This is a genomic window from Mesorhizobium sp. M7A.F.Ca.US.006.01.1.1, from assembly GCF_003997935.1.
Taxonomy (GTDB): Bacteria; Pseudomonadota; Alphaproteobacteria; order Rhizobiales; family Rhizobiaceae; genus Mesorhizobium.
Genome location: NZ_RZQL01000216.1, coordinates 1 through 11,766 on the forward strand (window position 1 = coordinate 1; position 11,766 = coordinate 11,766).

Genomic DNA, 11,766 nt, shown 5'->3' on the forward strand with positions numbered 1-11,766 from the left:
TGGACGTCTCGCGCAAGGCGGGACACCTGATCCGCCAGAACATCGCGATTGCGATCGTCTACAATGCCGTCGCCGTGCCGATCGCCATCCTGGGCCACGTCACGCCTCTTATCGCAGCGATCGCCATGTCCGCTTCATCGCTGCTCGTGATCGGAAATGCGCTGCGTCTGCAGAGTTCCAGGCCAAGTTCGCCGGTGAAAAATGTTCGGCGCGACAGGCGTTCCGATATCACCAAATTGGCCTAATCCTCATGACAACCCTTGCCTACCTCATACCTGTGGCCCTCTTTCTTGGCGCGCTTGGCCTGGGGGGGTTCCTGTGGGCTTTGAAGAGTGGCCAGTACGAAGATCTCGACGGCGCCGCCGAGCGGATCCTTATCGATCGGGAAGACAAGATCGGCAGATAGCGAAGTGCTGGCAAAATAACCGGACCACGACCGTCTCCACCTTGACTATGACGCGCCAGATCGGTGTCCGAGAATCTTAGGTCTCCAAAATGAACTCCACCAATTTGCGCCAGCGCAAAGAAACGCTGCGTCAGGTCAGCTAGGTTCTGCTCATCCGCAACGGTTGAGAGATAGGAGACTGACATGATCACGCGACGTGAAGCTCTGTTCGGGGCAGCGATCGGCGCTGCCGCCGTGGCAGCACTACCTGCATTTTCGGCACCTGTGACAAAGGCGGACATTCGAGGGCTCGCCCGCGAAAAGATCAAGCTCGTGGCACCGCCGTTCGTCCATCCGCACGATCAGGTTGCCAAGGGTGGACCCAAGATCGTCGAGTTCACCATCACGATCGAGGAAAAGCCTCTTGTCATCGACGCCGACGGCACGACGCTCAATGCGATGACCTACAACGGCTCGATCCCCGGCCCGCTGATGGTCGTTCATCAGGACGACTATCTCGAGCTGACGCTCATCAATCCCGACACCAACTCACTCGCCCACAACATCGACTTCCACGCCGCGACTGGCGCTCTGGGTGGTGGCGGTCTCACGCTGATCAATCCCGGCGAACAGGTGACCTTGCGCTTCAAGGCGACGCGGACGGGAACGTTCGTCTACCACTGCGCACCTGGTGGCGCGATGATCCCTTGGCATGTCGTCTCCGGCATGAGCGGCGCAATCATGGTGTTGCCGCGCGATGGGCTCAGGAACGACAAGGGCGAGCCGGCCAGATACGACAAGATCTTCTACATCGGCGAGAACGACTTCTATATTCCGCGCGACGAGAAGGGCAATTTCAAGAGCTACGAATCTGCCGGCGACGGTTACGATGACATCGTCAAGGTCATGCGCGGGCTGATCCCGACGCATGTCTTGTTCAACGGCAAGGTAGGTTCCCTGACCGGCGACAACGCCATGAAGGCGAAAGTCGGCGAGACCGTGTTGATCGTCCATTCACAGGCCAACCGCGATACCCGGCCGCATCTGATAGGCGGTCACGGCGACTATGTCTGGGAACAGGGCAAATTCGCCAACCCGCCGGCCAAGGACCTGGAAACCTGGTTCATCCGTGGCGGCTCGGCGGGCTCGGCGCTGTATACGTTCCTGCAGCCAGGTGTCTACGCCTACGTGAATCACAATCTGATTGAGGCCGTGGAACTCGGAGCGACCGCTCACTTCATGGTCGAAGGCGAGTGGGATGCCGACCTGATGACGCAGGTCGAGGCGCCCAAACCCATAGCCACCAACTGACGGCACTCGAAAATGCCCGGACGGCGCCGCTGTCCGGGCAAGGACAAAAGCCATGTCTCTTTTCATCCTGAAGGTCCTGCCGGTCGCCCTGGCCGCCGCTGCTGTTCCGGTAGGGCTCTCGCTAGAGGCGGTCTTTGGGGATTGACAATCCCACCCCATCGCTATGACGGTTGTCTTGCTTTCCGGTTCGATCATCTATCCGACTCCGGGCGAGTTCCTGAAAGAGGGACGCCCGCAAGGCAACCCCCGCCTCGAGCGGCAACTCGACAGACCTCTCGAAATCATGGCCTACCAGGTCGGCGCGGCCGACTATGCGGACTGCGTGTCGGCTGGCGGCTGTCAGCCAGCTCAGGAGACGCGCGCGATCCCAAGCAAAGCTCCCGTCACCGGAGTAAGCTATCTCGATGCGAATGCCTACGCCCGGTGGTATTCGGAAGTGACCGGCGACCAATGGCGACTGCCATCCGACGAAGAGTGGGCCTTTGCCGCTGCTGAGCGGTTCGCAGGCGAATTCGAGGGTGTCGAAAACGACGCCACCAACCCCGCCAGACGATGGCTCACCAGCTACAAGGCCGAGGTGGACCTCAATCGCAAACCGGACCCGATGCCCAAGAGCCGTGGCTCGTTTGGTTTCAATTCCCTGGGCCTTGCCGACTTTTCTGGCAACGTCTGGGAGTGGACTTCGACCTGCTATGTCCGCACCACGTTGGCTGCGGATGGAAGCGGTGTTGCGAGTTCGGTCGACAATTGCGGTGTCCACGTCCTTGAAGGGCTTCACAGAGCCTACATGTCGAACTTCGTCAGTGACGGAAAAAGCGGAGGCTGTGCCGTCGGTACGCCTCCCGACAATCTGGGATTCAGGCTGGTGCGAGACCGCTCTGGCTGGGCGAGCGATCTGCTCTCTCACCTGAGAATAATCTGACCGTCAGCGCCGTCGGATCTTAGTATCGGCGGCGGCTACAAACGTGACGGACCCGCTTATCGACCGGGCGACAGCATCCGCTTCAGTGTGCCATCGCGAAGCCAGTACTGGTGGAACAGTGCCGCCACGGCATGGACCGAAATCAGGACGACAAACACTGGCTTGTTGAGGGAATGGATGTCGCCCCATGGGTCGCCAATGTAGAAAGCGAGCAGTCCCACAATGGGCGTTAAAAGCAAGAGCAGATAGAAAAGGCCGTGTGAACCACGTGCGGCGATCCGCATCCAGCCAGGTCCGCTTTCTGCAGGCTCAGGCGCACCGGAAACTACACGCATTAGCAACCGGATCAGCACGAGTGCCAGGGTCGAAATTCCTATCCAGTAATGGGCAGAGCCCAATGCCTGATCGGCTGACGAGACGGCGGCTCCATCTTCGGCAGCATCGACCACGGTTGTCATGCTCTCGCCAAAGAACAGTTGGAATAACACCAGCGCAGCTATGATCCAATGAAGCGCAATCTGGGAAGTTGAGTAGCCAATTCTGGTTTCCGTCATTTGATTTTTCCTGACGTTTAACAGCTGCGTGATCGCGATACTGAATAGCCAGGGAACATCGACATAATTTGGCTCGAATCCTCCCGGAATTGTGGCTGCAACCTTACGCATTTGTAAGGCGATGGGGACGTCGAACAGCCGTCCGCGGCCCTCGCCTCGTGGAGGCACCGGCCACGTCCCTCGTCCGGATTATAGTTTTAGCCTCACAGTTGTCTGAGCTTGTGGGGCAGCGTCACATCATCCCCTCAGATCGCTACTTGGCCTTCGGCGTCGTCAAGGCCACGCCGTAGGCTAGGAGAAAGCCAGCAAAGGCCAGAACCCATGCAACGCCGGCGACATTGACGATCGCGTCCTTAGGGAGAAAAACCGCAAGGATTCGTGACAAGGCAGCGATCAGGATCGCCGCGAAGACAACAATGGTTTGCAGTCCGGCCCGTAGTTGCCGGCCGGTATGGCCAAGCGTGGCGCGGGCCATCACTGCGACCGTCATTGACCCGACGGCGCCGACGCCGAACGCATGCAGCCCGGCAGCGACCGGTACGATTGCGGGCAAAAGGATCGACGCCGAAACCAACGCAAAACCGACGGGCACGAAAGCATATGCAAGGTGGAGGATGAGCACGAGCGGATCCCGCAATGTGCGTTCGCCAGCCCAGCGCGACAGACGCCACACCTGGCAGATTGCAGCGACGGCCATAAGCATTCCTGAGACGCGGTTGTGGGGGGCGAACGTCCACGCTCCCAGCGCGATAGCTGAGATGGCTATCGATGCGATGTCAAAACGGCCGAACGGTGCAGGCAGCTTGCCAGGATTTTCCCGGGCGAGCCAGTTGCGTGTGAAGCTCGGAATGATACGCCCACCGATCAGCGAGATGAGTACGATCCCCGCAGCCATACCGAGCCTGCGGCTGATGTCGGATGTGCCTTGAAGGTGCGCCTCGATATGGAACATGCCGTTGGCGCACGCCATCACGACAAGCGGCAGCAGCACCTTGAGGTTGCGCCAGTTGCGTCCGGCGATGATTTCGCGGGCGGCGGCGGCAGCCACCACAAACAGAAATGAGCCATCGATCACCGCGGCTGCTTGCCAGCCGATGTCGGTCGAGAAGTAGACAGCGGCGCGCCCGGCAAGCCACAGGACGACCAGCGCCAGCAGTGGCAAGCCTTGTACGGGCAGCCGGCCAGTCCAATTGGGGATGGCGGTCAGCAGGAACCCGGTAACGATCGCCGGCAGATAGCCGAACAGCATCTCGTGAATGTGCCAGTCGACGGCAACGAACGCACTGTGGGCATCGACTTCGCCGGCATATATCGGCAGCCAAAGCAGAATGGAGAGCGCGGCATACAGCGACCCGAGGAAGAAGAAGGGCCTGAATCCGTAGGAAAGAAATGCGGGTCCTGTGTAGGCCCGCAGGCGTGGAATCCCCATGATTTGCGTCTCCAAATGAACAGGGCCGGATGAACCGCCGCCCTCGGTCCGTCCGGCCCTCGCCTGCCCTCATGCGGCAGGCATGGCTGTATCGATTGCCGATCAGTTGACCGGAACCTGGGTGAACAGGTCGGCGAACACCGTCTTTGCCTTCCCGGGATGCTTGACCGCCTTGGCGGCATCGAGATTGACCGGCTTTCCGACAACGATCAGGGCGACCATGCCCATGCCGTAGTGAGGCGCGCATTTGACGCCGTAAACGCCCTCCTTTGTCAGCGTAACGGTGATTTCCTCGCTGGGCTTTCCCTTGAAGGGCTCGGCGCCGTCTGGAAGCATGCCTTTGATTGACTCGGCATCATGGCTCTTGTCGGTCGGCACGAACTTGACGGTGTCGCCAGGGGCTGCCTTGACGAAGGCCGGCTGGAAAACCATGGCGCCCTTTTCGCCCTTGTTGAGCATCTGCACCATATGCTCTTCGGCGCTTGCGCCGCCGGCGAGCGCCAGGATAGAGACTGCGGCGGCGAGGATGGAGAGTTTCATCGATTTGTCCTTTGTTTCGTCTTCGCGGCATTGCGCCGTTCCATGCCATTTAGCCTGACGCGGCTGGGAACAATTTGCGCTGGCGCAAACTCAGGATAAGAAAGGTCTTCCGCACGACTGATGCGGAACCGTAGGGCCGTGAGGAATCGCTTGGCTGCGCTGGACCGATCGCTGATTTCGCGACTGCCGCTCTTCCAGGGTCTGACGCCCGACGAGCAGAGCAAGATCCTGCGGGATGCGCGGCCGTCTCGCTATGCCAAGGAGACTGCGATCTTCGAGCAGGAAGCCGAGGCTCATTCCTTCTTCGTGCTGATCGCCGGGCATATCCGTGTCGTTCGCACCACACCGGACGGACAACAGGTCATCGCCAGATACATCGGCGAAGGCGAGATTTTTGGCGTCGCCGCGGCACTTGGCCGAACGACCTACCCAGCCAGCGCAATTGCGGCGGTGGACTGCGTGGTGCTCGCCTGGCCAAACGCTCTGTGGCCGGACCTGGCGGGATGCTTCCCAGTGTTTGGGGCGGCCACATACAGGACGGTTGGAACCAGGCTGCAGGAGACGCAGACGCGGGTCGTGGAGATGTCCACCGAGCAGGTGGAGCAGCGGGTTGCGCATGCGCTTCTGCGACTGGCAAACCAGACCGGCCGAAAGACCGACAGCGGCATCGAAATCGATTTCCCGATTTCCAGGCAGGACATTGCCGAGATGACGGGAACGACGCTGCACACCGTCAGCCGCTTGCTCAGCAAGTGGGAAGACAATGGGATAATCGTCAGCGGACGCCAGAAGGTCACCGTGAAGGATGCGCACCGCCTTGTAGTTCTGGCCGAGAACCGGGACAAGCGCTGATCTCATTCTCTGCGGCGGACAGTCGCTTCCAGGTCGGCGATGAAACGGCTTTCATCGACGTGGTGTTCAAGGCACGCTTCAGCCACGGTATGGAATGTGCCGATCGGGCAGCCGACGCACAGCATCTTGTATCTCAGCACCACAGCCACCGTTGCCGGCCATTTCCTCATGATTTCGTCAACGACCATGTCGGGGTCAATCGAACTGGGTTGCTTCACGATGAAGTCTCCGCGATTTGCGAAGCCTCTTCATAAATCTCGTTCGGACCGCTCTCGTTGCGCTTTCGCAATCTGAAAATGATTCAGATCAAGACACGGCGCGCGCGACCTCGATAAGCAATGGGATAAAGTATCTGAGGAGGTTGGCATGCAAGCCAAAACCATAATGACCACACCGGTCGTTGCAATTGATCCGTCTGCGTCGATCGCCGATGCAGCCGGATTGATGCTCTCCAGCAAGATCAGCGGGCTTCCCGTCATTCGCCGTGACGGCGCGCTGGTGGGCATTATCAGCGAGGGTGATCTCCTGCGCCGTGAAGAGCTGGGCACTCAGCGCAAGCGCCCACGCTGGCTGGAGTTTCTTGTCAGCCCGGGACGAGTTGCCGAAGAATATGTCCTCGCCAACGGACGACGGATCGAAGAGGTGATGACCGACAGCGTCGTCACGGCATCCCCCAATGCATCGCTTGCCGAGGTCGTCGAGTTGATGACGCATCACCGCATCAAACGCGTCCCGATCGTCGACGGCGATAAAGTTGTCGGAATGATTGCCCGTTCCGATCTTCTTCGTGCGTTACTTGACATGCAGCCAGCCTCAACCCCGATGGCCATTGACAACGAACAGATACGCCAGAGCATCGTCGCGGAGCTTGCAGCGCAGAAATGGGCTCGAAATGAGCTGATCAATGTCACTGTCGACAAAGGGATCGTAAAACTGAACGGCGCCATCTTCGACGAGCGCGAGCGCCGGGCAGCAATCGTCGCGGCCGAAAATGCAGCCGGCGTTAAAGGCGTTGAGGACAATCTGTTTTGCGCCGAGCCGTTGTCCGTCATCCTGGTCTCGTAGCCAAGGGCTAGCACCACCATTTCCCGGGGCGAAATGTGTGCTTGGCCGCCCGACGTTCTAACGCTGTCCGGCCACATGTTGTAGCCGTGCGATCAGGTCGCGGTTGCGGCAATAGTCTGGCGGAGCATCGGCTTGCTCGTTTTGGTCGAGCCAAGTCGAGCATTCGTCCTGATGGCCGCAGGATCGGCAGCGGTTGACCGCACGATCGGTGACGGCTGCATGGTCCGCCACCACTTTCAACTGCCTGTCGACACCCAGCTTGCGCATCATGCGACCCATCAACGCGACCCTGGCGTCGACTGAAATCAGGTAGTCGAGAAAGCTCATCTTGGTCACTCCTGCCTTATGAGACTCATAGCCATGCAGGCAGCCGACGACTTGATCTCGATCAACCGACGGAGCCGTCGCCGGGCCAAGGCGGCGAAAGGGGTAGAGTGAAGTTCCTGGACCCCACCGCGTACTCGGCTGCTGGGGCGTCCACCCATCAATACGACATGAAGCGGTTGATGCCGCTTTCCTCAATCAGCGAGCGGGTTATCCCGCCGAACGCCCATTCCCGCAGACGGCTGTGCCCATAGGCACCCGAGACGATCAGGTCCGCATGGATCGACCGCGCAAATGTCAGCAACCTGTCGCCGTCTGGGTCGCCGGCGATCAGCTCAGTTCCTGCCATGATGCCGTGATGTTCGAGAAAGACCGCGACGTCGGCAAGGCTGTCGCGGATACTCTTGTCGCGGTCGGTATCCATTGTGGCAATAACGACTTCGTTGGCCGTGGCCAGAAGGGGCAACGCATCTGCTATCGCCCGCCGCGCTTCCCTGGTGTCCTTCCAGGCAACAAGAACGGTTTTTGCCATGACAGGCTCGACATTGCTCGCGGCAACCAGGACTGGCCGCCCAATACCAAGTACCAGACTGCCGACGTCCACTGCACGGAAGACATTTCCCCCCTTCTCGCTGCCGGTGACAATAAGATCGGCGGATCGAGCCGAAATGCTCAGGAAACGGGTTGGGCTGCAAACAGCTTGGCCCCATTCGCTAAAGATCGATGCAGGAAGCAGCCTCTCGAACTCGGCGCGTAATTCGGCAAGCCGCTTTTCGATTTCGGTGTGCTGGATCTGCATGACCTCGCCTTCGTAGACCATACCGTCGCCGGTCGCGACCAAGGGCGGAACATCCGCAGCCGCCAGACCGATGAGACGGGCGCCAAACCGTTCCGCGAGCTCGATCCCCAGCTTTACAATAGGTGCGGGAGGCGCATCGATGGCGAGGTTGACGATGATCGACTTGTAAGACATTGCGGGCGCCTTTCGCTGAACGATGGAATGCGGGATGAATTGCATTCGACAGCGTCCAATGCCTTGATGCGCATCAAAGGCCGGCAACTGCATCTGCGTTCGAAAACCTCGGCTCGATCCGTTTTGCGTGTGCGGCGAGAAGTGATAGTTAGCCCCGGTAGCACCGTCGAACCCAGGAACTTCAGGTGATCAAAGACGAAGCACTCAGTTTGTCACCCGGCGGGACGACACTGAAATCATTGTTGTCTCAAATGTTCGATCAGGCACCAGGCTTTATAGCGCTGCTGCGCGAGCCAGGTCACATTTTCGAGCTGACCAATGCCGCCTACCAGCGATTGACTGGCCACAGGCAAGTGATTGGAAAGTCAGTGCGGGACGCCTTTCCCGAGCTCGAAGGGAATGGGTTTTTCGAACATCTGGACCATGTGTACATGACCGGCGAGCCCTACATTGGCCACGGGGTGAAGGTCGGCCTTCGCAACATAGCCGACGGCCCGGTCGAAGAGCGCATCCTTGATTTTGTTTATCAGCCAGTCAAGGCTGACGATGGCCGGATCACCGCGATCTTCATTGAAGGTACTGATGTCAGCGAACTCTCCTTTGCAAATGCAGCACTTCGGCTGCGTGAGGACCATTTGCGGTCGATCCTGGCAACAGTGCCGGACGCGATGGTCGTCATCGACGAGCAGGGTGGGATTCAATCCTTCAGCACCGCTGCCGAAACGCTGTTCGGCTACCAGTCAGGCGAAGTCATCGGTCAAAACGTGAAAATGCTGATGCCCTCGCCCTACCGCGACGAGCATGACGCCTATCTGCTTCGCTACCTGACGACGGGAGAGCGCCGGATCATCGGGCTCGGCCGCACCGTGACCGGGGCACGCAAGGATGGCACGACTTTCCCGATGGAGCTTTCCGTTGGCGAGATGCATCCGGGGACGGGACGTTTCTTTACCGGCTTCTGCCGCGACTTGACCGAACGCCACCGGGCAGAAGCAAGAATCCAGGAGCAGCAGCAGGAACTGCTGCACATGGCGCGGTTCACCGCACTCGGCGAGATGGCCTCAACGCTTGCTCATGAGATCAACCAGCCGCTCACCGCCATCACGAACTACCTCAAAGGCAGTCGTCGGCTGCTTGAGAAGAGCCGGGACGAGAATGCGCCCATGCTTCGGGATGCCGTGGAAAAGGCAGCTGAGCAGGCCTTGCGGGCGGGCGACGTCATCCGTCACCTGAGGGATTTTGTAGCCAGGGGCGAAAGCGAGCGCCAGGTCGAACGACTGCCAATGCTGATCGAGGAAGCCGCCTCCCTAGCCTTGGTTGGTGCAAGAGAGATAAATCTCCTCGTCAGCTACAAGCTTGATCCAGTCGCCGAACTGGTCTTAACCGACCGCATCCAGATTCAGCAGGTTTTGCTCAACCTGATGCGCAATGCGGTTGAGGCCATGCAGGACTCGCCGCGCCGCGAATTGAAAGTCACAACAATTGCCCGGGATGATGGGATGGCCGAGGTAAGCGTGATCGATACTGGCCCGGGTCTCGCGCCGGAAGTCTCGGCTCAACTCTTCCAGCCGTTTGTAACCACCAAGAAGCAAGGCATGGGTGTCGGTCTCTCCATTTGCCGCACCATCGTGGAATCGCACGGTGGTCACATATGGGCCGAGGCGATGCCGACTGGCGGGACCGCCTTCCGATTCACCTTGCGCATTGTGGAGAAGGAAGAGGTCACAAATGGCCGGCAGTGATCTGGTGCACGTGGTTGACGACGACATGGACGTGCGCAAGTCGCTCGGTTTTCTTCTGGCGACTGCAGATTTTGCAGTACGCCTGCACGAATCGGCCACGGCTTTTCTCTCGACGGCAAAGGGCGACCTCGACGGCTGCATCGTCACCGACGTGCGCATGCCGGGCATAGACGGCATCGAATTCCTGCGCCAACTGAGATCCGGCGGGCATACAATTCCAGTTATTGTCATGACGGGCCATGCCGATGTGGCGCTCGCCGTTCAGGCAATGAAGGAAGGCGCTTCCGATTTCATTGAAAAGCCGTTTGATGACGAGATGCTGATCGACGCGATCCGCTCCACGTTGGCCAACCGCAACCAGGCGAATGCAACGCATCCGCAATCCTCCGAAATCCACGGCCGCCTGGCCACACTTTCGGAGCGGGAGCGGCAGGTTCTGGACGGGCTCGTGTCGGGTCTGCCGAACAAGACGATCGCCTATGATCTGGGTATCAGTCCGCGCACTGTCGAGATTCATCGTGCCAATGTGATGAGCAAGATGGCCGCGGGCAGCCTGTCGCATCTCGTGCGCATGGCGTTGATCGTGGAATCCAAACACTAGCAAGCGTCCCCGAGAGACTTGCCGCCGTCTGTCGGCATTGCCTTCGGCTGCCAGTAGCGCCAATGGGTCGGGCGGATATCGACGCGCACGCCAGTCCCGGCGTGCTTCCAACCCTGCCGGCCTTTTATACAGGGAAATACGAGCGCATGTTCGCCCTCCTCGTCGAAGACGGCGAGTTCGAGTTCGCGACCAAACGGAGCGCTCATGATCGGCTTCCACATCTCCCCATGATCTGGGGAAGCGGCAAGCAGCGCCTTGATTTAAATCATTTACGAAATTGCCGCCTATGCCGCTGCGGACGAGCGGCAAGCTGCCTTGATTGCGATCAATGACAGCTCCGGCGGCTGGGCCAACAGTCTGTTGGACGACCAATAGACTCAGGAGATCACACATGCTGATCCGCACATTATCCGCCCTGGAATGCACGAAATTGCTGACCGCCAACCGTGTCGGTCATCTGGCATGCGCGAAGGGTGGGCAGCCCTACGTGGTGCCGGTGCACTATGCGCACGCCGACAATCATCTCTACGCGTTTTCCATGCCCGGCAAGAAGATCGACTGGATGCGTGCCAATCCCCTGGTGTCCGTCCAGGTGGGTGAACGCGGCCAGGGCCGAGGCTGGAGAAGCGTCGTCGTCGATGGCCGTTATGAGGAACTGCCGGACCGGATTGGCCACAAGCTCGAGCGTGACCATGCATGGGCGATGTTGAGCAAGCATGCCGCTTGGTGGGAGCCCGGCGCCCTCAAGCCACTCATGCCTGCGGTGTCGGACAGTGCACCCCACGTTTTCTTCCGTATCTTGATCCAGCAGGTGTCGGGCCGCGAAGCAAGTGAATAGCTTTCTTCACTGCGGCGACCAGCGCTGGACCGATTCAGGAGGAGCGGCTCTAGGTAGTTTCCCGTAGGGACATAACCGAATTTCGCGACCCGCGGATTCGCGCGATTGCTGTGTCACGGATAAACCGGGAAAACAGCCATGCACGCCTACACCTCCTCCAGAATTTCGCTGCCGTCACGGTCTGCCCAGCCCAACCTGCCGGAGGCTTTTGAGCCCGCACTGCTGCAACC

General features: G+C 59.6%; 15 protein-coding genes and 1 pseudogene. 9 read left to right on the forward strand and 7 right to left on the reverse strand.

Features of this window, described 5'->3' with window-relative positions; translation table 11 throughout:
* From EN943_RS28470 to EN943_RS28485, 4 genes and pseudogenes are all read left to right on the forward strand, one after another.
* Positions 1-245, forward strand: a pseudogene (locus tag EN943_RS28470) (nitrogen fixation protein FixI); the annotation flags it as partial.
* Positions 246-250: 5 nt separating this feature from the next.
* A complete protein-coding gene (ccoS, locus tag EN943_RS28475) occupies positions 251-406 on the forward strand; it encodes a cbb3-type cytochrome oxidase assembly protein CcoS (RefSeq protein ID WP_013524995.1) in 156 nt (51 codons plus the stop codon).
* A gap of 183 nt (positions 407-589) precedes the next feature.
* Complete coding sequence (gene nirK / locus EN943_RS28480) at positions 590-1,696, forward strand: copper-containing nitrite reductase (RefSeq protein ID WP_013524994.1); 1,107 nt, start codon at positions 590-592, stop codon at positions 1,694-1,696.
* A 175-nt stretch (positions 1,697-1,871) separates the two neighbouring features.
* Complete coding sequence (locus EN943_RS28485; RefSeq protein WP_348630110.1) at positions 1,872-2,618, forward strand: SUMF1/EgtB/PvdO family nonheme iron enzyme; 747 nt, start codon at positions 1,872-1,874, stop codon at positions 2,616-2,618.
* Positions 2,619-2,674: 56 nt separating this feature from the next.
* Here the strand turns inward: EN943_RS28485 and EN943_RS28490 are convergent, their stop codons facing one another.
* From EN943_RS28490 to EN943_RS28500, 3 genes are all read right to left on the reverse strand, one after another.
* Positions 2,675-3,283 (reverse strand): cytochrome b, encoded by a 609-nt coding sequence (locus EN943_RS28490; protein WP_245467717.1) that lies wholly within the window; start codon positions 3,281-3,283, stop codon positions 2,675-2,677.
* 142 nt (positions 3,284-3,425) lie between these two features.
* Positions 3,426-4,601 (reverse strand): NnrS family protein, encoded by a 1,176-nt coding sequence (locus EN943_RS28495; RefSeq protein ID WP_013525384.1) that lies wholly within the window; start codon positions 4,599-4,601, stop codon positions 3,426-3,428.
* Between the two features lie 102 nt (positions 4,602-4,703).
* Positions 4,704-5,141: a pseudoazurin gene (locus tag EN943_RS28500; RefSeq protein WP_013525383.1), complete on the reverse strand. Its 438-nt coding sequence runs from the start codon at positions 5,139-5,141 to the stop codon at positions 4,704-4,706.
* 150 nt (positions 5,142-5,291) lie between these two features.
* On the opposite strand from EN943_RS28500, the gene EN943_RS28505 reads away from it, so the two are divergent.
* Positions 5,292-5,993 (forward strand): Crp/Fnr family transcriptional regulator, encoded by a 702-nt coding sequence (locus tag EN943_RS28505; RefSeq protein WP_127415534.1) that lies wholly within the window; start codon positions 5,292-5,294, stop codon positions 5,991-5,993.
* A gap of 2 nt (positions 5,994-5,995) precedes the next feature.
* Here EN943_RS28505 and EN943_RS28510 read toward each other — a convergent pair whose 3' ends face one another.
* Complete coding sequence (locus EN943_RS28510) at positions 5,996-6,211, reverse strand: DUF1858 domain-containing protein (RefSeq protein ID WP_013525381.1); 216 nt, start codon at positions 6,209-6,211, stop codon at positions 5,996-5,998.
* 148 nt (positions 6,212-6,359) lie between these two features.
* Between EN943_RS28510 and EN943_RS28515 the strand changes: the two genes are divergently transcribed.
* Positions 6,360-7,058 (forward strand): CBS domain-containing protein, encoded by a 699-nt coding sequence (locus EN943_RS28515; protein WP_013525380.1) that lies wholly within the window; start codon positions 6,360-6,362, stop codon positions 7,056-7,058.
* 57 nt (positions 7,059-7,115) lie between these two features.
* Here the strand turns inward: EN943_RS28515 and EN943_RS28520 are convergent, their stop codons facing one another.
* Together EN943_RS28520 and EN943_RS28525 are read right to left on the reverse strand one after the other, a co-directional pair.
* A complete protein-coding gene (locus tag EN943_RS28520; RefSeq protein WP_013525379.1) occupies positions 7,116-7,385 on the reverse strand; it encodes a DUF6455 family protein in 270 nt (89 codons plus the stop codon).
* Between the two features lie 157 nt (positions 7,386-7,542).
* Positions 7,543-8,355, reverse strand: a complete 813-nt coding sequence (locus EN943_RS28525) for a universal stress protein (protein WP_024505310.1) — start codon at positions 8,353-8,355, stop codon at positions 7,543-7,545.
* A gap of 185 nt (positions 8,356-8,540) precedes the next feature.
* On the opposite strand from EN943_RS28525, the gene EN943_RS28530 reads away from it, so the two are divergent.
* Positions 8,541-10,097 (forward strand): PAS domain S-box protein, encoded by a 1,557-nt coding sequence (locus EN943_RS28530; protein WP_013525377.1) that lies wholly within the window; start codon positions 8,541-8,543, stop codon positions 10,095-10,097.
* Positions 10,084-10,698, forward strand: a complete 615-nt coding sequence (gene fixJ / locus EN943_RS28535) for a response regulator FixJ (protein ID WP_013525376.1) — start codon at positions 10,084-10,086, stop codon at positions 10,696-10,698. The genes EN943_RS28530 and fixJ overlap by 14 nt, the downstream gene beginning before the upstream one ends.
* Here fixJ and EN943_RS28540 read toward each other — a convergent pair.
* Positions 10,695-10,904 carry a hypothetical protein gene (locus EN943_RS28540; RefSeq protein WP_013525375.1) on the reverse strand — a complete coding sequence of 70 codons (210 nt, stop codon included), beginning with the start codon at positions 10,902-10,904 and terminating at the stop codon, positions 10,695-10,697. The genes fixJ and EN943_RS28540 overlap by 4 nt on opposite strands.
* Positions 10,905-11,089: 185 nt before the next feature.
* On the opposite strand from EN943_RS28540, the gene EN943_RS28545 reads away from it, so the two are divergent.
* Positions 11,090-11,536: a pyridoxamine 5'-phosphate oxidase family protein gene (locus tag EN943_RS28545; protein ID WP_013525374.1), complete on the forward strand. Its 447-nt coding sequence runs from the start codon at positions 11,090-11,092 to the stop codon at positions 11,534-11,536.
* The last annotated feature ends 230 nt before the right edge of the window (positions 11,537-11,766 follow it).